Source organism: Pseudoduganella sp. RAF19, from assembly GCF_052114165.1.
Taxonomy (GTDB): domain Bacteria; phylum Pseudomonadota; class Gammaproteobacteria; order Burkholderiales; family Burkholderiaceae_D; genus Rugamonas.
The window spans coordinates 468,987-491,382 of sequence record NZ_JBFREF010000005.1 but is presented as its reverse complement, the minus strand read 5'-3'; the positions used below and the strand labels follow the sequence as shown (position 1 = coordinate 491,382).

The following is a 22,396-nucleotide window of genomic DNA, read 5'->3' as shown; positions in this document are numbered from 1 at the left end:
CGAGAGGCCCGAATTATAGCAGGGATTTTTTGTTTGTCCAAGAAATCTTGCTACTGGGTAGTTCACTCACTTGTGGCGTTTTTGCAGCTCAGGTTTTTGCCTTCGAGTTGACAGTTGAACAATGCCCGTCCGTTGACGTCGAATTCCGTAACCGTCCAGCCAGCGCCGGCTGCCCTCTCCAGCATCGCGAAACCGAAGCCGCTGCGGGTTGTATAGTTTTTGATCACGGTATCGGCATACGGCAGGTGGCGGTCTTCCAGTGTCGTCGGCAAGGCACCTTCGGTGGCGGAGGAGCTGTTACCAACGACGAGCGTGGCCGGCAGGCTGCCTTCGAAGGAGAGCGCTTCGAACAGGTGGACGTGGCCGTGCAATGCGAGGTCGAATCCAGGCAGGAAGTGCGTGCCGGGATTCAGTCCGCGCATGACCGAAGCCAGCCCCTGCACCGACGCTTTGGGCACCGCATTCGCGCCGGGCGCCAGTCCGAGCACGGGATGATGGCTGACAAAGATGCTGCGCGGCGCAGTTTGCGCCAGCGACTCGGCTCGGCGCAGCAGCGGTGCGTAGGACTGGTAATCGGCGTCAGTCTCGCTATATGCCTGGCCGCGCGAGTGCGAGGAATCGAATACGACTAGCTGCGTGCCGCCGCCCAGTGGCACCGCGTATGGCGTGGAGAAATCGGCATCGCGGTCGAACCTAGGATCGTCGCAGGAGCGTGTTGCGGTCCACGGTGCGGCGTCCAGGAAGCGGAACCAGCCCTGCCCTGCGCGTTCGCAGGTTTCGTGATTCCCGCGCGTAAAGACCCATGGCGCAGCCGTCAGCAAAGGACGCAAGGGATCGAACACGTCGGCGCGCCAGGTGTCGAAGCCATAGCCCCATGGACTGTTGGCGCAGCCGGGTTGGCTCGACGCACATCGGCTTTCGCGGTAGTGGTAATCGCCAACGTGTACCACCAGATCAGGATGCAGAGCTGCCGCGCTGCGTGCGACGCGGGCCAGCGGCCATGCCGGGCCGTCCTCACAGGACTGGAAGTAGTCTTCGCTCTGCTTCATACGGCAACCCGTGTCGCCGATCAGCACGATGCGCTGCGGCTGCGCGGACGGCACAGGAACGTCGCGGCCGTCGATCGATGCGCGGCGCGCGCCGGCAGGCAGCGCGGCCTCGCAAACCTGCAGCGGGAACGCGGAGGGCTTGGTCTCTGCCTGCTTGCCGCCGGTGCGCGCCGGCACGGTGCCGGCGGCGGCGCGCAAGGACATCGGCAGCGCAGCGCCATCAACCAGCAATGACGGGCAAACACCCGGCTCCGCGATAGCGCGCACGATGGCGCGGCCGCCATCACCAAGCAGGCTGTAGGTAATCGTCTCAGCCTGCGCAGGGGCGGCGCTGAAGGCCAGCGCCGCCATGATCATGAGGGCGCGGGCCATGGATCAGAAGTCCGCTTTCATGGACACCTGATAGCTACGCGGCGCCTGGAAAGTGTACTGATCGAAGGCCGCCGTCTTGCCGGTCGAGATCGCGGTCACCTTTTTCTGATTGAACATATTGAAGCAGTTGAACTGCAGCTTCAGCGCCTTGAGGCTCATACCCGGATGATCGAAGCGGTAGGCTAGCGACAGGTCGGTGTTCGTATAAGCAGGCGTCTCGTACTGGTCGTAGGCCGCCGGCTTGCTCGCGTCGTAATCGACCTGGTGCACTTTACCGGTACGCTTGCTGATCAGCGATGCCGCCCACGGACCATTGTTGTACAAGGCGCCGATGGCCGCAGTCATATCAGGCGAGCCGGAGATGGTCTTGTCGGTGTCTTTAGCCTTCGCTTCGTTGGAGGAACCATTGGCATACAGCGCGATGCCGTTGCCCAGCGCCCAGGTCACCTGCCCTTCAACGCCCTTGTAAGTCACGCCGCCCAGGTTGACGTATGCCGCTGCTGTGCCGCCCTGGCCGTTGGACACATATTTGTTCTTGAAGTCGATCTTGTAGACATCAGCGTCCCAGGTCAGCTTGTCCGATTTACCGACAATGCCCGCCTGGTAGTTGGTGGACAGTTGTGGTTCCGTGCTGTTATGCGTTGGATCGGCAATGTAGAAGGACTTCAGATCAGGAATCTGGAAGCCTTTCGCGTACTGCGCATACACGGCCAGGCCCTGATTGATGCGATAGTTCGCAGTCATGAACGGCAGCGTGGTGTGATAGTCCACGGAAGTGTGCTGCGGCAGGCGTGTGGTCTGGTTCACGTCAGCGTCCACCGAACGCGTGATGCTCACGTATTTCACGCCCGGGGTGACGGTCAGCTCATTGGTCGCATGCCATTCGAATTCAGCGAACGGCTGGAAGTTACGGATGGTGGACTGCTGGTCGAACAGCACGCTTGGGAAGGTCACAGGCGTCGGCTTGGTTTCGCGCGGATCGCGGATATTGCCGAGGGTGAGGTCGATATCGTACTGATGACGGTCGGTGTCCGAGTATTCATACCAGAAGCCCGCACGCGCCAGGCCGGCTTGCATCTCCTTGCTGACCTTGAAGATGTCGCCGTACACGCGGTACTTGTTCTGTTTGTCGATACCCGGAATGTCCTTGTTACCGGCCGGGCCAGCCTTGGTACCGGGCGCGGTGGCGCCGGTAGGGTCGCTTGACGAGATGGTCTGGTTGTTGTACGAGTAGGTGTACAGGTTGTTGTCCGTGTTCCAGCCATTTCCCCACGCGGTTTCCAGGCGAATGTAATTGAAGTCGGTGTCCTTCGTCGTGTGGTTGTAGCCCGCGTAGTTGAAGCTCGTTGGGTCGTCGTTCAGGCTGTAGTTCTCGCCGAACTGCGCCACTTGTGCCAGCGTTGGACCTTTGTTGTTGTCGGGCTGGGTGTAGTGGATGCGGTTGACGGTGGACAGCACGGTCAGCACGGTGTCGCTGCCGATATTGCGCTGCAACTTGGCGAAGTAGTTATCGCTGCGGATCTTGTTCAGCGTGAGATAGCCGTCCGATTTCAGGTGCTGGTAATTCAGCTGCACCGTGGCGTTGCCGAAGTCCTGCAGTCGGCCGGACTCGAACGAAGCGCCTGCCAGGGCTGTGCTCCAGCGGCCTACCGATGCGAACACACTGGCCGCCTGTTCGCGGCTGGCCTGCTTGGAGAACAGGTTGATCGAACCGCCAAAGGTGGCGTAACCGAGATTGCTTGCGGTGCCTGGGCCGCGCTCCACGATGGCGCCGCCGATCACAGAGCCAGGGAAGAAGGAGGTCGAGTGGTGCGCCGGGTTGTTGGTATCGCCCCACGGGATGCCGTCGAACGTGATGTTGTACTGGTCGTCGCCGAAGCCGCGCATGGTGGTCTTGGTTTCGGACAGGCCCGGTCCATTGGCGGAATCGCCCGATACGCTTGGCGCGATGTTGACGATGCGGCTGTATTCGGCAGTCGGTGCGACCGACAACTCAATGAACTCGCGCGTGATGATGGACTGCGGCTGCGTGGCTTCCAGCGCGGACTGGGTCGGCGCTACCGAGCTGGCAGTACCTTTGGCCGACTCGTCGCGGCGGTAGGCGCCAGTGGAGGCGGAAACGATCACGGTGGCGATGTTGCCTTCTGCGGCCGCATCAGCTGCCGGGGAAGCGGCGTCGGGAACGTCAGCGGCGAAGGCGTGCAGACTGGCTAGGCCAAGAGCAATGCTCAGGGCCATTGGCTTGAGTGCGGGAGAGGTCATGTTTGTCGGTCAAGTGGGTAAAGCCACTGACTTTAGGTGACAAACATGACATATTGATGATAAAGCAATGACACTTTTATGACAAAACCCACTGCGACTGCTGGTGTCAGCCACGATGTGGCTGACACCTTGGGGGACTTACGAGGTTTCTTTCAGTTGCTCGAGGATGGCGGGGTTTTCCAGGGTGGAGACGTCTTGGGTGATCGTCTCGCCTTTGGCCAGCACGCGCAGCAGGCGGCGCATGATTTTGCCGGAGCGGGTCTTCGGCAGGTTGTCGCCGAATCGGATTTCTTTCGGCTTGGCGATCGGACCGATCTCCTTCCCGACCCAGTTACGCAGCTCGGTCGCGATGCGCTTGGCGTCGTCGCCGGTTGGGCGGGCCTGCTTCAGCACCACGAAGGCACAGATGGATTCGCCGGTGGTTTCATCCGGCTTGCCCACCACCGCAGCTTCGGCAACCAGCGGATTGGCGACCAGCGCCGACTCGATTTCCATGGTGCCCATGCGGTGGCCGGACACGTTCAGCACGTCGTCGATGCGGCCGGTGATGGTGAAGTAGCCCGTTTCGGCATTGCGGATGGCGCCGTCGCCGGCCAGATAATATTTACCGCCCAGTTCCTCAGGGAAGTAGCCCGCCTTGAAGCGGTCCGGATTGCCCCAGATGGTGCGGATCATCGATGGCCATGGGCGCTTCACGACCAGGATGCCACCGCTGCCATTCGGGACGTCTTGCCCTGCTTCGTCCACGATGGCCGCCATGATGCCCGGCAGCGGCAGCGTGCAGGAGCCCGGAACCATTGGCGTTGCGCCCGGCAGCGGGGTGATCATGTGGCCACCGGTTTCGGTCTGCCAGAAAGTATCGACGATCGGGCAGCGTTCCTGGCCCACGTTCTTGTAGTACCACATCCAGGCTTCCGGATTGATCGGTTCACCCACGGTGCCCAGCAGGCGCAGCGAGGAAATATCGAAATTCTTCGGATGCACTTTCGGATCGACGTCCGATGCCTTGATCAGCGAGCGGATCGCGGTCGGTGCAGTATAGAAGATGTTGACCTTGTGCTTGGCGATGGTTTCCCAGAAGCGGCCCGCATGCGGGAAGGTCGGGATGCCTTCGAAGACCACTTGCGTTGCGCCGACAGCGGTCGGGCCGTAAGCGATATAAGTATGGCCAGTCACCCAGCCGATATCGGCGGTACACCAGTAGGTATCGGACGGCTTGATATCGAACGACCACTTCATCGTCAGCGCAGCCCACAGCAGATAGCCGCCGGTGGAATGCTGCACGCCTTTCGGCGTGCCGGTGGAGCCGGAGGTGTACAGGATGAACAGCGGATGTTCCGCATCCACCCATTCCGGTTCGCAGGTCGAAGCCTGGTCCTTCAACAGATCATGCAGCCAGATGTCGCGGCCTTGCTGGAAGTTGACGTTGCCGCCGGTGCGCTTGTACACCACCACGTTCTTGATGGTTTCGCAGCCGCCCATGGCCAGCGCTTCGTCCACGATGGCCTTCAGTGGCAGCTGTTTGCCGCCGCGCAGCTGCTCGTCGCCGGTGATCACGGCCACGGCGCCCGCGTCGATGATGCGCTCCTGCAGGGACTTGGCGGAGAAGCCGCCAAACACAACGGAGTGCGTTGCGCCGATACGTGCGCAAGCCTGCATGGCGGCCACGCCTTCCACCGACATGGACATGTAAATGATGACGCGGTCGCCCTTCCTGATGCCCAGCGATTTCAGGCCGTTGGCGAACTGGCAGGTCTTGTCGTGCAGTTGCTGGTAGCTGACTTTGGTGACGGCGCCGTCGTCCGCTTCAAAAATGATGGCGGTCTTGTCGGCGTTACCGTTCTTCAGATTGCGGTCCAGGCAGTTGTAGGACACATTCAGCTTGCCGTCTTCGAACCATTTGTAGAACGGCGCATTGTCTTCGTTCAGGGTGCGCTTGAATGGCTCTTTCCATTCAACGTGCTCGCGCGCCAGGCGCGCCCAGAAACCTTCGTAGTCGCGCTCTGCCTCGTCGCACAGCGCTTTATACGCCTCCATGCCGGACACGGTGGCCTGCTTCACGAATTCTGCGGATGGCGCAAAGATGCGGGATTCCATTGGACCTTGCTGGTCGGCGCCTTGAGTCGTCATGCTTGTCTCCAGTTTAGTGATGATTTGCAAACAACAATAGAGATTGTCGCTTACTGTGGCCTTACAGTAGGGATAACACCACTTTGGCATTCCCGGCAATTTGGCCGTTTACACAATTCTACTCACTTTCCCGGATGAGCAGGCAGCCATGCGGGAGTGTAGAATGTCGGGTGTTTCCGACCATCCCTCCAGAATTCAGCCGATGACCGAACACCAGAATCCAAACGGCAAACGCCTCCGCCCCATCCCCGCTTTCATTTTCATGTCCCGCTGGTTGCAGCTGCCGCTGTACCTCGGCCTGATACTGGCGCAGTGCGTTTACGTTTTCCATTTCTGGGTCGAGCTGAAGGACCTGATCGGCGCTGCCATGGGCAATGAAGCCGCGCTGGATCACATTCTGCAGGCCGTCGCCGTTCCTGGCGCCGCCATGCCCACCAAGCTGACCGAAACCACCATCATGCTGGTGGTGCTGGGCCTGATTGACGTGGTCATGATTTCCAACCTGCTGATCATGGTCATCGTGGGCGGCTATGAAACCTTTGTCTCGCGCATGGACCTGGAAGGCCATCCGGACCAGCCGGAATGGCTGTCGCACGTGAATGCCTCCGTACTGAAGACCAAGCTGGCCATGGCCATCATCGGCATTTCCTCGATCCACCTGCTGAAGACCTTCATCAACGCCTCGGCCTACGATGCCAAGGTATTGATTGCGCAGACCACCATCCACGTCGTATTCCTGCTGTCGGCAATGGCGATTGCCTACACAGACCGCATCACCACAGTTACGCAAAACGAATCGAAGCACTAATTAGCCAACCGAGCCAACATCATGACCATCATCAAGCAAGACGACCTGATTGAATCCGTCGCAGCCGCGCTGCAGTACATCAGCTACTACCACCCGGCCGACTACATCCAGCACCTGGCACGCGCTTATGAAGCCGAGCAAAGCCCGGCCGCCAAAGATGCGATCGCGCAGATCCTGACCAACTCGCGCATGTGCGCCGAGGGCAAGCGTCCGATCTGCCAGGACACAGGTATCGTCAACGTCTTCCTGAAAATCGGTATGGGCGTTCGCTTCGAAGGCTTCAGCGGCACCGTGACCGACGCCGTGAACGAAGGCGTGCGCCGCGCATACAACTTCGCCGACAACAAGCTGCGCGCCTCCATCGTGGCCGACCCGCACTTCGAGCGCAAGAACACCAAAGACAACACCCCGGCCGTGGTGCACATGGAACTGGTCGAAGGCAATACCGTTGACGTGAGCGTTGCTGCCAAAGGCGGCGGCTCCGAGAACAAGACCAAGTTCGTGATGCTGAATCCGTCCGACTCGCTGGTGGACTGGGTATTGAAGACCGTGCCGCTGATGGGCGCCGGCTGGTGCCCGCCAGGCATGCTGGGTATCGGTATCGGCGGCTCCGCCGAGAAAGCGATGCTGATGGCAAAAGAGTCGCTGATGGAAGACATCGATATGTACGAGCTGAAAAAGCGCGGCCCGCAGAACAAGCTGGAAGAACTGCGTATCGAACTGTGCGACAAGATCAATGCTCTGGGCATCGGCGCGCAAGGCCTGGGCGGCCTGACCACCGTGCTGGACGTGAAGATCAATATGTACCCGACCCACGCTGCATCCAAGCCGGTCGCCATGATCCCGAACTGCGCTGCGACCCGTCACGCTCACTTCGTACTGGATGGTTCCGGCCCGGCATACATCGAGCCACCGAAGCTGTCCGACTGGCCTGATGTCTCCTGGGCTCCGGACACCGAGAAGTCCAAACGCGTTGATCTGAACACTCTGACCAAGGAAGAAGTGGCGTCCTGGAAGCCAGGCCAGACTCTGCTCCTGAACGGCAAAATGCTGACCGGCCGCGATGCAGCGCACAAGCGCATCCAGGACATGCTGGCCAAGGGCGAGAAGCTGCCAGTGGACTTCACCAACCGCGTGATCTACTACGTTGGCCCGGTCGATCCGGTGCGCGACGAAGTCGTTGGCCCTGCCGGCCCGACCACCGCTACCCGCATGGACAAGTTCACCGACATGATGCTGGAGAAGACCGGCCTGATCTCCATGATCGGTAAAGCCGAACGTGGCCCGGCTGCGATCGAATCGATCCAGAAGCACAAGTCGGCTTACCTGATGGCGGTTGGCGGCTCGGCCTACTTGGTGTCCAAGGCGATCAAGAGCGCCAAAGTGGTCGGCTTCGAAGATCTGGGCATGGAAGCGATCTATGAGTTCGACGTGGTCGACATGCCTGTGACCGTGGCTGTGGATTCCTCCGGCACCTCCGTGCACAACACCGGCCCGAAAGAGTGGGCGGTGAAGATCGAGTCGCTGAAAGCGGCTGTTCCGGCTTAATGTCCCACCACGCGCCCCTGCCCTCCGCCGACGGACCTGTCGGCATTTTCGATTCCGGCGTCGGAGGGTTGTCGGTGCTGCGCCATATCCACGCGCAGCTGCCGCAGGAACACCTGATGTACTTCGCGGACTCCGGCTTCGCGCCCTATGGCGAAAAGACGGAGGACTGGCTGGTGCGGCGTTCGCTTGCCATCACGGACTTCCTGCTGTCGCGTGGCGCCAAGGCGCTCGTCGTGGCCTGCAATACGGCCACGGTGGCGGCCATCAAAGCCATGCGCGCAGCCCATCCCGGTCTGGCTATCGTTGGCGTGGAGCCGGGCCTGAAGCCGGGCGCCGCGGCCACGCGCAATGGCAAGGTGGCCGTGCTGGCGACCGAAAGCACACTGAAAGGCGAGAAATTCCTGGCCCTGCGCGACCAGATTTCCGCTTCGTCGAAAGCCGAATTCCTGCTGCAGCCTTGCGGCGGTCTGGTGGAGCGCATCGAAATGGGCGAGCTGTCTTCCGAGGCCACACTGGCCATGCTGGGCGGCTTCCTGTCTCCCCTGCTGGATCAAGGCGCGGACACCGTCGTTCTGGGCTGCACCCACTATCCTTTCGTGCGCGAAGCCATTGCGCAGGTCGTGGCGGCGCATGGCGGCAGCGAAGTGACCCTGATCGACACCGGCGACGCCGTGGCACGTCAATTGGCCCGCCTTCTGGAAAGCGCCGGCTTGCAGCGCCCGGGCGGCACGCCAGCCCACTTGCACTGCTACACCAGCGGCAGTCCGGAAGCCATTGCCAAGGCATTTTCCGACCTGCTGGGACTGCGCCCGGTGATCGAACCGGTGCAAATCGGGCAATTTTGAAGAAATCCTGCATTTGCATTTGCCAAGTGCCAGTCAAGCCAGTATAATTCCGGCTCTGTCGCGCTGATGGCGTGTCAGAAAGCAGTTTCAGTGGTGGCTGTAGCTCAGTTGGTAGAGTCCAGGATTGTGATTCCTGTTGTCGTGGGTTCGAGCCCCATCAGCCACCCCAAGAATTTTAAAAGCCCAGCCTCGCGCTGGGCTTTTTCATTTCCGCCTTTCGGCCACGGCCAACATTTGCAATTTGGCATCCCTGAAATATAATCGACGCGTACTACTGTCGACTTTCAGGAGTTGCGTGGACTTCCAATCATTGAATTGCCCGCAGTGCGGGGGCATGCTTCCACGCCAGGCCATCTGGCGCACAGTCGATTGCCCTTTTTGTGGCGCGACCGTTACGCGTACCGACAACGTGGTCGACACTGCCCGCTATCGCGAGGCCCTGCGGCGCTTCCAGGGTGAACCGGACAGCCAGCAAATCGGCTGCGGCAGCCGCCGCTATCTTCCCATCCGCCAGCTTTATCAGGGCGCCACATCGCGCGTGCTGCTGGCGCGGCGCTGCGGCCGCCTGGGCGAGCACGTGGTCCTGAAGTTCGCGGACGCAGGCAAACTGCAAGGCGAACATCACATCCTGCGGCAGCTGCAGGCCGATGGCTCGACCGGCTCCGCTTATTTTTCCCAGCGCTTGCCAGAGCCCGTGGCCCTGGGGCCGGACGGCGAAGGCAGCACGGTACTCGCTTTACGCCATCCTCCCGGATATTGGGGCAGTCTGGCCGAAGTGCACCGCGCCTACGCGTCCGGACTCGATCCACGCCATGTCGTGTGGATGTGGCGGCGCGTGCTGGAAGTGCTGACGCACGTGCATGGCATAGGCTGGCGTCATGGCCGCGTGAGCCTGGAGCACATGCTGGTGCATCCTGACGACCATGGCGTGCTGTTGATCGGCTGGTCGGGCGCAAGCCGCGGCGGCGATGCGACGCGCGACCTGATGCAATCCGCCTGGAGCATGCGCGCCCTGCTCGCCGGGTCCAGCGCCAGCGGCCACGAACCGGATCTGCCCCGATCCGTTCCCGCGCCCCTGGCCGAACTGCTGTCCCTCGCCTGCACCGACACGCGCTGGCTGCGCTCCCAGGGTGCACAAGGACTTTACCAGCAGCTCACGGCAGCAGCGGCGGCGGCCTTCGGCGCACCGCGCTTTCTACCCTTTCAACCAACACCATAACCAATCACTGGAGAAGCCATGGGGCACGGTAACTACTCCCACGCGGCGCACGCTGCACTGGTCGCCGATCGCGCATCCGCATCGCGCAACGAAGTGTTCAAGCAGACCAATTGCCATCCGCTGATGAACCCACACGGCATCAAGATGCGCGAGTCGCGCGACAATGCCGACCACCCGCATTCGCTGGGCATTGTCTTCGCGCTCGATGTAACCGGATCAATGGGAAATATTCCGCACCAGCTGGCGACCCGGGAGCTGCCAACCTTTATGAGCCTGTTGACGGCCTGCGGCATCGCCGATCCGCAAATTCAGTTCATGGCAATCGGTGACGCGACTTCCGACCGTGCGGCCTTGCAGGTCGGACAGTTCGAATCAACGGCGGAGCTGATGGACCAGTGGCTGACCTGGAGTTTCATCGAGGGCGGCGGTGGCGGTTCCGGCGAAGAGAGCTACGAGCTGGCCTTCTACATGGCAGCCCAGCACACCGATCTCGATTGCTGGGTCAAGCGCCGCAAGAAAGGCTACCTGTTCCTGACTGGCGATGAACGCCCCTACCCTGCAGTGTCGCGCCACCAGATCGAAGCGCTGGTCGGCGAGCGGCTGGATCACGACCTGCCGATTGAGGAAGTGATCGCCGCGGCGTCCGAGACTTTCCACCTGTTCTTCCTGATCCCGGACCTGCACCGCCGCCGCAATTGCGAGGCACGCTGGCGCGAGCTGCTCGGCGATCATGTGATTTGCATGGAGTCGCCGGACGATACCTGCGCGGTCGCGGCATCGATTGTCGCCCTGACCGAAGGCGCCAAGCTAAACACCTTGCCGGACACGCTTACCGCCCAAGGCATTCGATCCGAGCGCATCTCGGCCATCATGCGCGCCCTGCGCCCATATGCCGCGCTGCTGGACCCGACGATCGCCAAAGATGTGCCAACTTCGTCGTCCGCAGCGGCAGTCGGTGAACGCTCGTGGTGGAAGCGCCTCTTTGGTTGAGGGCCGCGTCACGTCCGTCATCGGACTTGGATTTGGCGACTGCGGCAAAGGCCTGTTCACGGATTATCTGTGCCGCGCGCAATCAGCACACACGGTCGTGCGCTTCAACGGCGGCGCCCAGGCTGGCCATAACGTAGTGCTGCCTGATGGGCGCCAGCACACTTTCTCGCAGTTCGGCGCAGGCACGTTCAATCCCGGCGTTGCTACCATTTTGTCGGCGCCCGTCGTCGTGCATCCGACCGCGCTCTTGGTGGAAGAGAGCTTTCTGCAACGCGCCGGCGTCAGCGATGCGTTCAACCGCCTGCTGATCGATGCGCGCTGTCTGGTCACAACGCCCTATCACGAAGCCGCCGGGCGCTTGCGCGAACGCGCGCGCGGCACGGGTGCGCACGGAAGCTGCGGCGTGGGTTTTGGCGAAACGGTTGGCCATGCACTGCGCCATCCGGATCAGGCGATCCGCTACGTAGACCTCTTGCATGCACCGCAAGCCCTCGACAAGCTGGAGGCCCTGCGCTTAAACCTGCTCGGAGCGCTGCCCGATGGCGCGCTCGCACTGAGCCCGCAGGATGCCGGCATTCTCAATGATCCTGGCTTCGGCAGGCTGTGGCTTGAGCACGCCCAGCGCCTGACCGCGCTGGTGCGTCCTGCGCAGCCGGAGCAAATCAGCGCGCAACTGCGACGGCCAGGCAGCGTCGTCATGGAAGGCGCGCAGGGCATGCTGCTCGACGAGTGGCATGGCTTTCATCCGCACACCACCTGGAGCAGCACCGGGCCTGCCAGCGCAGACGCGGTGCTGGCGTCCTATGGCCTGAACGAGCGCATCGTCCATCTCGGCGCCATGCGCAGCTACCTGACGCGCCACGGACAAGGCCCCTTGCCGACCGAGGATCGCGCCCTGGATCAATTGGCGGAGCCGCATAACCAGGACAGTGGCTGGCAGGGCGCGTTCCGGCGCGGGCACCCGGACGCCGTGCTGCTGCGCTACGCGCTGGCCGTCGCGCAGCGAATCGACGGCCTGCTGGCCAGCCATCTCGACGTGTTCGCGCGCGGGGCAAAGCTGCACTGGGCGCACAGCTATGGCATCGCGGGGCGCGAGGTCCGCGAGCTGACGCTCCCAACCTGTCGCGATCTTGCGCATCAGGAGGTGCTGTGCGCCCAGCTTGGTGCAGCGGTGCCGAGCTATTCGCACGCGCCCATTGCCGGCGCGGCTGCCTTTATCGATGAATTGCAGTCCGTGGCCAAGCTGCCCGTCGTCTCAGGCTCGTTCGGGCCAACGCACCGCCACGTTGGTCTGCCGTGACGCGTAAAAGCAGCACTGCGCCTTAAAAAGCTTGTTGCCACGCGCCCTTGCGCCATAAGATGGGCCAGGAGCAGAGAGGACGCAGGCTATGGATTTTGTATCCACATTGGTCGGTGTGCTGGTTTTCCTGGCTATCATCATTGTCGCATTGGCCATCGAGCGTCTGGCGCCTGCGCAAAAACAGCCGGCTGGGGCCAGCGCATTCAATCTGATTTACACGGCGCTGTATATGCTGGCGCAGGCGCTGATTGCCCCTGGCGTGTCTATCGTGACGGTCGCTGCGGTCAACGCGGCTGGCGGCGGCTGGATCGCGCTACCCGGCTCCGGCTGGGGATTGGCCCTGAGCTTTATCGCCTACACACTGGCTGCGGATCTGATGGAGTACCTTTTCCATCGAGCCCAGCACCGCTTCCCCGCCATGTGGGCCATGCACTCCTTCCACCACAGCGATACGGCGCTGAACGCATCTACCACCAACCGCCATTTCTGGCTGGAGGAGGCTTTAAAGATGGTGACCATTCACCTGCTCATCGGCCTGCTGTTCAAAACACCGCGCGTAGTTCTGGGCATGTACGCCGTGGCCAGCATCTACAACGTCTTCCTGCACATGAATATCCGCATCGGCTTCGGCCGCGGATCGGGCATCATCAACTCGCCGCAGTACCACCGCGTGCATCACTCCTGCCTGCCCGAGCATTTCGACTGTAACTTCGCGGCGATATTCACCATCTGGGACGTCATCTTCGGCACTTATCACAAACCTCAGCCCGACGAATACCCGCCCACCGGACTCGATACCAGTGACGAACCAAAAGGGTTTGCCGATGCTGTGATCTGGCCCCTGCGCAGCCTGCGTGCAACAAGAGTGACGCAATGAGCTAAGTCAGGCCAGCGCGTCGAGGTGCAGCGAGAGGTCGGGTTCCAGGTCTTCGATGCGCAGATGCGTAATTTCGGCCACTGCCATGCCGCCCGCGCGATTGAAGTGGGACAGCGCCCGGTGCGCTATATGACGTGCCGGATCGGTCGACGTGGTTGGCACTTTGATTGGCCCTGCGAAGCGATACTCGATCTGGCGGGCGCCGCCTTGTCCGGCGCTGGCCGTCCATTCGATGCGGACCGACGCACCGTCGGCGGGATGACTCACGACAGCCAGTACGTCGCCATGATTCGTCTTGCAGTTGAAACGCATGTACACCTCACTGCTGGTTTGGCTAGTTAATTAACCAACAATACTAGCACGGTTCAGCTGCGCCAGCCCGCGACGTTCGTGTTCAATCAGGGCAGAAACTGTCCGCATGCTCCCGTATGCTGGCCGCATTCCACTTACGAGGGCATCATGAGCGATTTTCCAGTCATTGAATTCCGGCGCTACACCATCGTGCCGGGCCAGCGCACCGCGTTTGCGCGCTATTTCGAAACCTTGTTCCCTGAGGCCTTCCAGCAGCTGCGCGCGATGGCGCTGGGCCAGTTCGCGGAGCGCGACAATCCGGACGGCTTTATCTGGCTGCGCGGCTTCCGCAGCTATGAGGACCGTGCCATCGTCAATTCGGCTTTCTATTACGGCGAGGTGTGGAAGGAGCACAAATCCACGCTGAACGGTCTGATGACGGACAGCGATAACGTCCTGCTGCTGCGCCCCCTGCATCCCGAGCGCGGCGTGCCAGTGCTGCCGGCTGTCGATCCAGTCAAGGAGTCCGGTGCTGCGCAGGGCGTGGCGGTTGCCATCATCTGCACACCCAAGCCGGGCGCGATGGACAAGTTCACGCAGCTGGCCGATCCCAGCTTCCGCCGCTACCGCGAGGCAGGTGTGCGCGAATGCGGTGTGCTGGGGACGCTGGACGTGGCCAACAACTTCCCCCAGCTGCCCGTGCGCACGGACGGTCCGCACCTGGTGTGGCTGGGCGTAGCGGAAAGCGATGCGGCGCTGGCTGCGGCGCGCGATACACGGGCACTGGTGGCGACCGACCTGCTGCGCGCCGCGCCGGAAGTGATCACCCTCGATCCGACGCCGCGTTCGCGCCTGCGCTGGCTACGCTGAGCAAGGCCTGCCGCAGCCAGATGCTGGCCGGGTCGGCGTGATAGCGCGGATGCCAGCCGGCGGACAAACTGAAGCCGCCCGCTTCGAATGGCAGCGGGAAGCTGTCCAGCCGGTCCGCGTGGCGCGCGGCGAGTCTGCTGGGAAGCGTGGCTACGTAATCGCTCTCGCTCACCAGTTGCGCCGCCAGCAGAAAGCTGGACACCGACAGCGCCACGCGCCGCGCCTTGCCCTGCCGCGCCAGCTGCTCGTCCATGTAGCCGAGAAAGCTGCCGCCGCTGGTCGACACCAGCACATGCTCCAGCGCGCAGTAGGCCTTCAGCGTCGGCTTGCGGTCGCCACGTGGATGGCCTTTGCGCTGCACCAGTACGAAATGTTCATCCACCAGTTTGCGCGCCCTCATGGTGTGCGGCAGCATGCGTTCGGAGCCGATCAGGAGGTCCACCTCTCCCCGTTCCAGCTGGCCTGCGATCAGTTGTGCGTCCGCCGGCACGAAGGCCAGCCGCACACCGGGACCGGCCAGCACCGGCAGCTTCGCCATCAAAGCCGCACCCAGGGTGGTCGCTGCATTGTCCGACGCGGCGATGCGGAAATCACGCTCGACCCGCATGGGATCGAAGCCCGGTGCGGCGGATACTACCGCCTCGATCTGCACCAGCAGCTTGCGCAGCTCGGGCAACAGCGCCAGCGCACGCACCGTCGGCACCATGCCACGGCCGGTATCGGACGCCAGCAGCAGCGGATCGCCAAACATCTCCCGCAAGCGCGCCAGCTGCGAGGACAGCGCGGACTGCCCCAGATGCAGCCGCTGCGCCGCGCGCGTTACATTGCACTCTTCCAGCAGCACTTGCAGCGACAGCAGCAGGTTCAGGTCCACCTTACGCATATTGACCATATCGATAGCTCGTGTTGATAGAATCGATTTCAACTATACGTCCCGCTTCGCTAAAGTTCAATCAACGCCAACCACTCAACGGAGCAAACGACATGAAAGCCTGGATCTTCAATCAGCAAGCCAAAACCCTGCAACTGCAGGACATCGAACAGCCGACGCCACGCCCCGGCGCTGTGCTGGTGCGGATGGACGCCGTGCCTCTGCTTAGCTACACGGAAGCCTATCTGGAAGGCGAACTGCCCTACGGCTACCCGCAGGGCGACTTCACGCCGGGCACCAACGGCGTAGGCCATGTGCTGGCGGTCGGCGATGGCGTGTATCACCTGAAGCCGGGCCAGCGCGTCGCCGTGCATCCGCTGTGGCAGGCGCCGGATGCGGTGGCGGAACCGGCCCGCATCCTGATCGGACTCACCGCCATCGACGCCGACAGCGGTCCACTCCAGCAAACCTTCCCGCACGGCACGTTGCGCGAGGTGGCTGAGATGCCGGCCTCCACCGTGCTGCCGCTGGATGGCCTGGGCGATATGTCAGCCGAACGCCTGGCTGTCCTCGGAAAATTCCTGGTGCCGTTCGGCGGCCTGCGCCGCGGACGCCTGGCGGCCGGCGAAACGGTCGCCATCAATGGCGCCAGCGGCTATTTCGGCTCGGCAGCCGTACTGGCTGCGCTGGCCATGGGCGCGGGCAAGGTGCTGGCGGTCGGCCGCCGCGCAGAAGCCTTGCGTCCGCTGGTTGCGCTGGGTAAGGGCCGCGTGGTGGCCGCCGTCCTCACCGGCGACGTCGAGCATGATGCAGCCATGCTGCGTGAAGTGGCCGGGCCGGCCGGCGTGCACATGGCGCTGGATATGATCGGCCAGGCTGCCAGCGCCGACAGCACCCTCGCCGTGCTGCACAGCCTGGCCCGCAACGGCCGCCTGGTGCTGATGGGCAGCATGAACGTGCCACTCGCCCTGCCCTACGGCGCGCTGATGCTGAACAACTGGGAAATCATGGGCAATTTCATGTATCAGCCTGAAGATGCCCAGGCCCTGATCGCCCTGTTGCGCGGAAAGCAGCTCGATTTGTCGCCCGTGACAGTGCGCAGTTTTGCGCTGGCAGCCCTGCCGGAAGCCGCCCGCGCAGCTAGCGATATGCAAGGCTTGCAGGCGACCGTGGTGCAGTTACAAAATTAATTTCAAGCGTTGTCATACGACATCTATTTCCCGCTAGAATGTTCATATTGTTTGCAACAGGAATTAAGCATATGTCAGCGGAAAATGTTGTCGGTAGCATTACGACCTATAGCAAGGACACGCCGGTCGGCCGTCCCAACCAGGATGGCCGCGCCGCCGTGTTCGTCCCCACCGAAGAATTCGACCTGCCCAACTCGACCACCATTCGCAAAGGCGCCGGCATTGTGGGCTTCGGCAATCCGGATGGCTCGCTGATGGTGTATTTCGAAGCCAACCGCTTCGATGAAAGCGGCCTGCACAAGTGGGAAAACAAGGCGCGCAAGGCGTACGACCGCATGGTCATGGCTGCGCCGACCGTGTCCAAAGCCAAGATGGATGCCAAGTATCTGGAACAGATCGGCTATATCGACGGCACCGGCATCACCCTGCGCCTGCCGGAAAAACTCCAGGCGTGGCTGGAGCTGGCGGACGCCATGGATACTGCGCCGGAAAGCGCTATCGTTCTGTGGGGAAAAAAGTAAGCCGCGACGCGACTTAACGACGAGCAATTGTCCTACACGGGCTCGGACTTTTTACCGATGCCCGCCCAAGGCCCAGCCGCCTAAGATGGGAACATGACTAAGGAGAACATCATGTCCCATCATCCCATTGCAGGCAGCGCATTGCTGCTGGGCCTGGTGGCCACTTCCACCTTCCTGCTGTGCTCAGCGGACGTGCTTGGACACATTCCGCTGTTCTTTGCACACTAAGGCTTAGTGGCGCCGGCCACGGCAGCACCAGCCGCCGCGGTGTCCACCGCCGCCAAACCACACGAAGTCCAGGCCAAGCGTCACCGGCGGGTAGTAATACGCTGGTGCAGGTGCATAGTAGTATGGCGCCGGCACATAAACCGGGTCCGCCACATAAGCTGGCTGCTGGACATACGTCGGCTGCTGCACATAGGCCGGCGCAGCTTCAGTCGTGTACTCGACACGGCCCTGCTGCGACGCCACGGTGCCAGGCTGCACCGGCGTGACCGACACGGTATGCCATTGATAAGGATCGACGTTGCGCGTTGCATAGCGCGGTCCAGGTTCCGCGCAGCCTGCCAGGATCAGCGCGGCGATCGGCAGGATAAATAAGGTCTTCATAAAAATCTCCTTCCCATTGAATACTATAGGGAATTCGGACAGCGCCTGCCTCGGATTTACAACTCCTTACAGCGGGAAAACTCTAGATATATGGAATATCGCATTTGTCGACCGGCCGGCCTTCGGCGCTCATGCGCTGGGCGCAAATCGCATAGCTAATGCCGTATTCCAGATCCACCCGGTACACCTTGCCGTAAGGCAGGGCGATCGTCTGCAGCTGGGATTTCTGGTAGCTCAGGGCCGGCACATCGGACGGCACCGCCAGCGAGGTGTGGAAATTGCGGCGGCGGTCCTGCTGGCGGCGGTGCACGTCCACGTCCAGGCCGATATCGAGCGTAACGCCGCCCGGTGCATAAGCGTAGCGGGTGATATTGCGCGCCGCGCTCAGCACACCCCAGGCGCAGGGCAGGTTCTCGGGACAATGTTTGATCTGGGCCAGCGGGAATACTTCCTCATTATTGGCCAGCTGCACCAGCGGCCAGGCCGTGCGGGTGCCATCCTTCTTGCCGGACACAGGATTAACCCAGGTCAGCGAATTGACCACCACCACATACTGCTTATCCTTGGCGGGATCGTTCGAATCGCGAAACATGGCGCAGCCGGACAGCAGCGCACCAAGCATGGGAAGGAAGACCAAAACTCTCATTTATGTTACCCGAGCAAACAATAGTTGCAGATTAACAGAAGCCGGGACTCTCTGGCGCGAAAAAAAACCGGCCTTGTGAGCCGGTTTTTCTTGGTTTTGGGGACGAGTTCAGTCCAGTTTCCAGGCGTAATCCACTTTGGTCCAGGTTTCGGCCGGAGCGCCGTCCTTCGTGCCAGGCTTGAACTTGCAGGCACTGATCGCTTTGATCGCGGCCTTGTCCAGGTTCTTGAAGCCGGAAGATTTGTCCACTTTGGAATCCTTCACGTCGCCACCAGGGGAGACCAGGAAAGACATGGACACAGTACCCTGCTCTTCATTCATCAGGGAGGCCTTCGGATAATCCGCCTTGCAAGTCTTGGCGTCGAAGGAGGCTGGAACTTCGGCAGCGAAAGCGGCCGATGCACTCATAAACAGAGCTGCTGCAACAACACTAAGCTTCGTAGACATCTCGTTCCCCTAAAAAGTTTTGAAAACTTTACGTTCGGATTACAGGGCCCACGCGTAGTCAACACGCGTCCAGGTCTGCGCTACAGCGCCGTCCTTGGTGCCCGGCTTGAATTTGCAAGCGCTGATTGCCTTGATGGCGGCCTTGTCCAGGTTCTTGAAGCCGGACGACTTTTCGATCTTGGAATCCACTACTTCGCCGCCGGCGGAGATCAGGAAAGACATGGACACGGTGCCCTGTTCTTCGTTCAGCAGGGAGGCCTTCGGGTATTCAGCCTTGCAGTTCTTGGCGTCGAATACGGCTGGGGTCTCGCCAGCGAAAGCGGCGGTAGACAGGACGGAGGCGGCGATAAAACCAATCAGATGCTTGTTCATACAAATTCCCAAAAAGCGATAATTAAAAAACTTGTTATTAAAGCCGCCGCGCGGCGAGGCCCGGCGGCGGGTACAGCTCAGATCAGAATTCTTCCCACTCGTCGCTGCTGGTTGCGGCGACGACTTTCTTCGATGCGGCAGAAGAGGCGGAGGCCGACGCTGCAGGTGCGGCAGCAGCAGCTGGCTTCTTCTTAGGTGCTGGACGCGGCGCCTTCGGCACCACGGCCACAGCGTGCTTGGTGGACGGAACTGCGGCAACCACCGGAGCCATTGCGCGCTCTTCACCGATTTCCAGTTTGAAGATCGATACAACGCGTGCCAGCTCGGTCGCCTGGTCTTGCAGTGCCTGTGCGGCGGCTGCGGATTCTTCCACCAGCGCAGCGTTCTGCTGGGTCATGGAATCCATCTCGATGATGGACATGTTCACCTGCTCGATACCTGCGCTCTGTTCCTGCGAGGCGTTGGCGATTTCGCCCATGATGTCGGTCACGCGGCGTACGGAAGCCACCACTTCGTCCATGGTCACACCAGCCTGGCCCACCAGCTTCGAACCGCGCTCCACTTTCTCAACCGAGTCACCGATCAGGGACTTGATTTCCTTGGCGGCGTTAGCGGAACGCTGCGCCAGGTTACGCACTTCGGATGCCACCACGGCGAAGCCGCGGCCCTGTTCACCGGCACGTGCCGCTTCAACCGCAGCGTTCAGTGCCAGGATGTTGGTCTGGAAGGCGATACCATCGATCACGCCGATGATGTCCACGATCTTGTTGGCGGACTCGTTGATCGAGGTCATGGTCTCAACCACTTGCGACACCACGGTGCCGCCCTTGCGTGCTACTTCGGACGCGGAAGCCGCCAGCTGGTTGGCTTCACGTGCGTTGTCGGCGTTCTGCTTCACGGTGGAGGTCAGTTCTTCCATCGCGGAAGCGGTCTTCTCCAGCGAAGAAGCCTGCAGTTCGGTACGGGACGACAGGTCGATGTTACCGGCAGCGATTTCGCGGGACGCGGTGCCGATGGTTTCGGTACCGGTGCGCACCTGGCCAACGATGCCCACCAGGCTGTTACGCATTTCCTTCATTTCGACCAGCAGCGAATCCTTGTCATTCGAAGCGGTGTCGATATGCACAGACAGGTCGCCGTTAGCGATGGAGCCGGCGATGGCCGCGGTGTAGTCAGGCTCGCCACCCAGTTGCTTCAGCAGGCCGCGGGTGATAACCCATGCAGCGGTCACGGACAGGATCACCGCCAGGGCGCCCATGCCGATCATGAACAGACGGGCGCTGGCGAAACCGGCAGCGGCGTCGGTCTTCACTTGTTCGTTCAGCTTGTCTTCCAGGCTGGCCAGCTGGTCCAGGGAGTCCATCCACTTCTTCTGCGCAGGACGGATTTCCTTGATCAGGATCTTGGTAGCGGAAACAGCATCGTTAGCCAGCCACAGTTCGGAGGCCTTGGCGATAGCCGGCATGGCCACGCCTTCATGTTCTTTCACCTGTGCCAGCAGCGCCTTCTCTTCAGGAGTGGCGTTGGCTGCGTACAGGGCGCTCAGCTTCTTGCTGGCTTCTTCGTACTTCTTGGTCTGTTCCTTGATGCGATTCATTTCCGGCTCCATATCGCCGGCATCGGTCATCAGGGTCAGAATACGCAGGGAGGTGATGCGGTCCGCAACGTTGTTGCGCATATCGACCACCAGGCGGGTAGCAACCGAGTTCACACTCACAACGTGATCCAGGCGGTCCTGGATCTGAGCCATCCGGAAGATACCCACGACAGTGACTGCTACCAGGAACGCCAGTACCAGTGCAAATCCAAGACCCAGACGAGTCCCCACTTTCATTTTGCTCAAATTCATTTCGGCTCTTTATTTATTAATGGCAAACGTTGTAGATTGAACAGGGATGCGATGTTGTCTGCACCCACTGACCCTTGCTGCTACGCAAGTATCCACAGTAGCAAACAATGACTGCGAATGCAAAAGAAGCATTCGCCAAGAGCAGAAACCTGTCGTATTTCGACCGCAAAACACATTGTTAAACGGTTGAAGTTATGTGGATATCAAGAAATTATAATTGCGTGTCTTGCCGCAAGGCAAGCAGAATCTGCTTAAAAACTACGCAAACATTATTTCTTCGGTGCAAATAGTGTTGCACCGAATGAACTTCTGAACTCAAGCGGCAAGCGGGGTCCGGTTGAGGGCTTCCAGCAACAGCTGTGGATCGCCGGCGGCGAGCTTTCTGGAATCCGACAAAGTCTGCCGGAATTGGCGTGCGCCCGGCATGCCGGCCAGCAGGCCCAGCATGTGACGGGTAATACTGTTCAGCTTTAAGCCCTTGGGGCCATCGGCTGCCAGTTGCGCAGCAATATAAGGAATCATGGCGCGCAGCACTTCTTCCCGCGATTTCTGCGGGGCGCTGCTGTCGTAGTAGCGCTGGTCGAAGGACGCCATCAGATAAGGATTGTGGTACGCCTCGCGGCCCAGCATCACGCCGTCCACGTATTGCAAGTGCTCGTCGATTTCCTCGACAGTCTTGATGCCCCCATTGATCAGGATTTCGAATTGCGGGAAATCCTTCTTCAATTGATAGGCGTATTCATATTTGAGCGGCGGGATCTCGCGGTTCTCCTTGGGCGACAGGCCTTTCAGGATCGCATTGCGGGCGTGGACGATGAACGTCGTGCAGCCGGCTTCCGCCACTGTGCCCACGAAGTCGCGCACGAAATCGTAGCTCTCTTCATAGTCGATGCCGATGCGGTGCTTGACGGTGACGTCGATGTCCACCGCATCCTTCATGGCCTTCACGCAATCGCGCACCAGCTCCGGTTCGGACATCAGGCAGGCGCCGAAAGCGCCCTTCTGCACGCGCTCGGACGGGCAGCCGCAATTCAGATTGATCTCGTCATAGCCCCACTTCTCGCCCAGCCTGGCGCTGGTGGCCAGATCGGCGGGATCGGAGCCGCCCAGCTGCAAGGCAACGGGATGCTCTTCCTCATTGAAGCGCAGATGGCGTTCCACATCGCCATACACCAGGGCGCCCGTGGTCACCATCTCCGTGTACAGCCAGGTGTGCTGGGAGATGATGCGGTGGAAGTGACGGCAGTGACGGTCCGTCCAGTCCATCATGGGGGCAACGCTGATTTTGCGGCCGGTTGGGGCGATGCTATTGTCGGTCATGCTGAGTAAT

Annotated in this window: 21 protein-coding genes and 1 tRNA gene; 11 read left to right on the top strand and 11 right to left on the bottom strand. The window is 61.1% G+C overall.

The annotated features are described in order from the left end of the window. Positions 1–62 precede the first annotated feature (62 nt). The 3 genes from AB4Z19_RS15340 to acs all read right to left on the bottom strand — a co-directional run bounded on the left by AB4Z19_RS15340 (position 63) and on the right by acs (position 5,813). On the bottom strand, positions 63–1,421 hold the full coding sequence (locus AB4Z19_RS15340) for a metallophosphoesterase family protein (RefSeq protein WP_442027189.1): 1,359 nt from the start codon (positions 1,419–1,421) through the stop codon (positions 63–65). A gap of 3 nt (positions 1,422–1,424) precedes the next feature. After that, positions 1,425–3,683 carry a TonB-dependent receptor gene (locus AB4Z19_RS15335; protein ID WP_442027190.1) on the bottom strand — a complete coding sequence of 753 codons (2,259 nt, stop codon included), beginning with the start codon at positions 3,681–3,683 and terminating at the stop codon, positions 1,425–1,427. A gap of 138 nt (positions 3,684–3,821) precedes the next feature. Next, positions 3,822–5,813, bottom strand: a complete 1,992-nt coding sequence (gene acs / locus AB4Z19_RS15330; protein WP_442035567.1) for an acetate--CoA ligase — start codon at positions 5,811–5,813, stop codon at positions 3,822–3,824. Between the two features lie 202 nt (positions 5,814–6,015). On the opposite strand from acs, the gene AB4Z19_RS15325 reads away from it, so the two are divergent. From AB4Z19_RS15325 to AB4Z19_RS15290, 8 genes are all read left to right on the top strand, one after another. Then, entirely contained in the window at positions 6,016–6,621 is a 606-nt protein-coding gene (locus AB4Z19_RS15325; RefSeq protein WP_442035661.1) for a YqhA family protein, read from the top strand. A 21-nt stretch (positions 6,622–6,642) separates the two neighbouring features. Then, positions 6,643–8,169: a fumarate hydratase gene (locus AB4Z19_RS15320; protein ID WP_442025569.1), complete on the top strand. Its 1,527-nt coding sequence runs from the start codon at positions 6,643–6,645 to the stop codon at positions 8,167–8,169. Further along, positions 8,169–9,014, top strand: coding sequence for a glutamate racemase (gene murI / locus AB4Z19_RS15315; RefSeq protein ID WP_442025568.1), 846 nt, complete (start codon positions 8,169–8,171; stop codon positions 9,012–9,014). The genes AB4Z19_RS15320 and murI overlap by 1 nt, the downstream gene beginning before the upstream one ends. A gap of 93 nt (positions 9,015–9,107) precedes the next feature. Further along, positions 9,108–9,183, top strand: a tRNA-His gene (locus AB4Z19_RS15310). Positions 9,184–9,348: 165 nt separating this feature from the next. Then, a complete protein-coding gene (locus tag AB4Z19_RS15305; RefSeq protein WP_442035566.1) occupies positions 9,349–10,233 on the top strand; it encodes a protein kinase family protein in 885 nt (294 codons plus the stop codon). A gap of 18 nt (positions 10,234–10,251) precedes the next feature. After that, on the top strand, positions 10,252–11,223 hold the full coding sequence (locus AB4Z19_RS15300; RefSeq protein WP_442025566.1) for a VWA domain-containing protein: 972 nt from the start codon (positions 10,252–10,254) through the stop codon (positions 11,221–11,223). Beyond that, a complete protein-coding gene (locus tag AB4Z19_RS15295; RefSeq protein WP_442025565.1) occupies positions 11,216–12,523 on the top strand; it encodes an adenylosuccinate synthetase in 1,308 nt (435 codons plus the stop codon). Before AB4Z19_RS15300 ends, AB4Z19_RS15295 begins: the two co-directional genes overlap by 8 nt. 88 nt (positions 12,524–12,611) lie before the next feature. After that, positions 12,612–13,400, top strand: a complete 789-nt coding sequence (locus AB4Z19_RS15290) for a sterol desaturase family protein (protein WP_442025564.1) — start codon at positions 12,612–12,614, stop codon at positions 13,398–13,400. A gap of 6 nt (positions 13,401–13,406) precedes the next feature. Here AB4Z19_RS15290 and AB4Z19_RS15285 read toward each other — a convergent pair whose 3' ends face one another. Next, positions 13,407–13,712 (bottom strand): hypothetical protein, encoded by a 306-nt coding sequence (locus AB4Z19_RS15285; RefSeq protein WP_442035565.1) that lies wholly within the window; start codon positions 13,710–13,712, stop codon positions 13,407–13,409. 147 nt (positions 13,713–13,859) lie between these two features. Here AB4Z19_RS15285 and AB4Z19_RS15280 point away from each other — a divergent pair, with 147 nt between their 5' ends. After that, complete coding sequence (locus tag AB4Z19_RS15280; RefSeq protein ID WP_442025562.1) at positions 13,860–14,561, top strand: hypothetical protein; 702 nt, start codon at positions 13,860–13,862, stop codon at positions 14,559–14,561. Here the strand turns inward: AB4Z19_RS15280 and AB4Z19_RS15275 are convergent. Continuing rightward, on the bottom strand, positions 14,515–15,453 hold the full coding sequence (locus AB4Z19_RS15275; protein WP_442025561.1) for a LysR family transcriptional regulator: 939 nt from the start codon (positions 15,451–15,453) through the stop codon (positions 14,515–14,517). The genes AB4Z19_RS15280 and AB4Z19_RS15275 overlap by 47 nt on opposite strands. Before the next feature lie 92 nt (positions 15,454–15,545). On the opposite strand from AB4Z19_RS15275, the gene AB4Z19_RS15270 reads away from it, so the two are divergent. After that, positions 15,546–16,622: a quinone oxidoreductase family protein gene (locus tag AB4Z19_RS15270; RefSeq protein WP_442035564.1), complete on the top strand. Its 1,077-nt coding sequence runs from the start codon at positions 15,546–15,548 to the stop codon at positions 16,620–16,622. A gap of 71 nt (positions 16,623–16,693) precedes the next feature. Next, a complete protein-coding gene (locus AB4Z19_RS15265) occupies positions 16,694–17,143 on the top strand; it encodes a hypothetical protein (protein ID WP_442029346.1) in 450 nt (149 codons plus the stop codon). A 231-nt stretch (positions 17,144–17,374) separates the two neighbouring features. Here the strand turns inward: AB4Z19_RS15265 and AB4Z19_RS15260 are convergent, their stop codons facing one another. The 6 genes from AB4Z19_RS15260 to dusA all read right to left on the bottom strand — a co-directional run bounded on the left by AB4Z19_RS15260 (position 17,375) and on the right by dusA (position 22,386). After that, the gene (locus tag AB4Z19_RS15260) at positions 17,375–17,752 is read right to left on the bottom strand and encodes a hypothetical protein (RefSeq protein ID WP_442029345.1); all 378 of its coding nucleotides are present in this window, start codon (positions 17,750–17,752) and stop codon (positions 17,375–17,377) included. An 82-nt stretch (positions 17,753–17,834) separates the two neighbouring features. Then, positions 17,835–18,398 carry a hypothetical protein gene (locus tag AB4Z19_RS15255; protein ID WP_442035563.1) on the bottom strand — a complete coding sequence of 188 codons (564 nt, stop codon included), beginning with the start codon at positions 18,396–18,398 and terminating at the stop codon, positions 17,835–17,837. A gap of 108 nt (positions 18,399–18,506) precedes the next feature. After that, the gene (locus AB4Z19_RS15250) at positions 18,507–18,806 is read right to left on the bottom strand and encodes an energy transducer TonB (protein WP_442035562.1); all 300 of its coding nucleotides are present in this window, start codon (positions 18,804–18,806) and stop codon (positions 18,507–18,509) included. A gap of 78 nt (positions 18,807–18,884) precedes the next feature. Next, positions 18,885–19,217, bottom strand: a complete 333-nt coding sequence (locus tag AB4Z19_RS15245) for an energy transducer TonB (protein ID WP_442035561.1) — start codon at positions 19,215–19,217, stop codon at positions 18,885–18,887. Positions 19,218–19,299: 82 nt separating this feature from the next. Further along, entirely contained in the window at positions 19,300–21,066 is a 1,767-nt protein-coding gene (locus AB4Z19_RS15240) for a methyl-accepting chemotaxis protein (protein ID WP_442035560.1), read from the bottom strand. A gap of 315 nt (positions 21,067–21,381) precedes the next feature. Continuing rightward, a complete protein-coding gene (gene dusA, locus AB4Z19_RS15235) occupies positions 21,382–22,386 on the bottom strand; it encodes a tRNA dihydrouridine(20/20a) synthase DusA (RefSeq protein ID WP_442025637.1) in 1,005 nt (334 codons plus the stop codon). Between the last annotated feature and the right edge of the window lie 10 nt (positions 22,387–22,396).

Excerpts from the sequence above, each read along its gene's own strand:
- AB4Z19_RS15340 (WP_442027189.1), bottom strand. The coding sequence starts at position 1,421 with ATGGCCCGCGCCCTCATGATCATGGCGGCGCTGGCCTTCAGCGCCGCC.
- AB4Z19_RS15335 (WP_442027190.1), bottom strand. The coding sequence starts at position 3,683 with ATGACCTCTCCCGCACTCAAGCCAATGGCCCTGAGCATTGCTCTTGGC.
- acs (WP_442035567.1), bottom strand. The coding sequence starts at position 5,813 with ATGACGACTCAAGGCGCCGACCAGCAAGGTCCAATGGAATCCCGCATC.
- AB4Z19_RS15325 (WP_442035661.1), top strand. The coding sequence starts at position 6,016 with ATGACCGAACACCAGAATCCAAACGGCAAACGCCTCCGCCCCATCCCC.
- AB4Z19_RS15320 (WP_442025569.1), top strand. The coding sequence starts at position 6,643 with ATGACCATCATCAAGCAAGACGACCTGATTGAATCCGTCGCAGCCGCG.
- murI (WP_442025568.1), top strand. The coding sequence starts at position 8,169 with ATGTCCCACCACGCGCCCCTGCCCTCCGCCGACGGACCTGTCGGCATT.
- AB4Z19_RS15305 (WP_442035566.1), top strand. The coding sequence starts at position 9,349 with ATGCTTCCACGCCAGGCCATCTGGCGCACAGTCGATTGCCCTTTTTGT.
- AB4Z19_RS15300 (WP_442025566.1), top strand. The coding sequence starts at position 10,252 with ATGGGGCACGGTAACTACTCCCACGCGGCGCACGCTGCACTGGTCGCC.
- AB4Z19_RS15290 (WP_442025564.1), top strand. The coding sequence starts at position 12,612 with ATGGATTTTGTATCCACATTGGTCGGTGTGCTGGTTTTCCTGGCTATC.
- AB4Z19_RS15285 (WP_442035565.1), bottom strand. The coding sequence starts at position 13,712 with ATGCGTTTCAACTGCAAGACGAATCATGGCGACGTACTGGCTGTCGTG.
- AB4Z19_RS15280 (WP_442025562.1), top strand. The coding sequence starts at position 13,860 with ATGAGCGATTTTCCAGTCATTGAATTCCGGCGCTACACCATCGTGCCG.
- AB4Z19_RS15275 (WP_442025561.1), bottom strand. The coding sequence starts at position 15,453 with ATGGTCAATATGCGTAAGGTGGACCTGAACCTGCTGCTGTCGCTGCAA.
- AB4Z19_RS15270 (WP_442035564.1), top strand. The coding sequence starts at position 15,546 with ATGAAAGCCTGGATCTTCAATCAGCAAGCCAAAACCCTGCAACTGCAG.
- AB4Z19_RS15265 (WP_442029346.1), top strand. The coding sequence starts at position 16,694 with ATGTCAGCGGAAAATGTTGTCGGTAGCATTACGACCTATAGCAAGGAC.
- AB4Z19_RS15260 (WP_442029345.1), bottom strand. The coding sequence starts at position 17,752 with ATGAAGACCTTATTTATCCTGCCGATCGCCGCGCTGATCCTGGCAGGC.
- AB4Z19_RS15255 (WP_442035563.1), bottom strand. The coding sequence starts at position 18,398 with ATGAGAGTTTTGGTCTTCCTTCCCATGCTTGGTGCGCTGCTGTCCGGC.
- AB4Z19_RS15250 (WP_442035562.1), bottom strand. The coding sequence starts at position 18,806 with ATGAGTGCATCGGCCGCTTTCGCTGCCGAAGTTCCAGCCTCCTTCGAC.
- AB4Z19_RS15245 (WP_442035561.1), bottom strand. The coding sequence starts at position 19,217 with ATGAACAAGCATCTGATTGGTTTTATCGCCGCCTCCGTCCTGTCTACC.
- AB4Z19_RS15240 (WP_442035560.1), bottom strand. The coding sequence starts at position 21,066 with ATGAATTTGAGCAAAATGAAAGTGGGGACTCGTCTGGGTCTTGGATTT.
- dusA (WP_442025637.1), bottom strand. The coding sequence starts at position 22,386 with ATGACCGACAATAGCATCGCCCCAACCGGCCGCAAAATCAGCGTTGCC.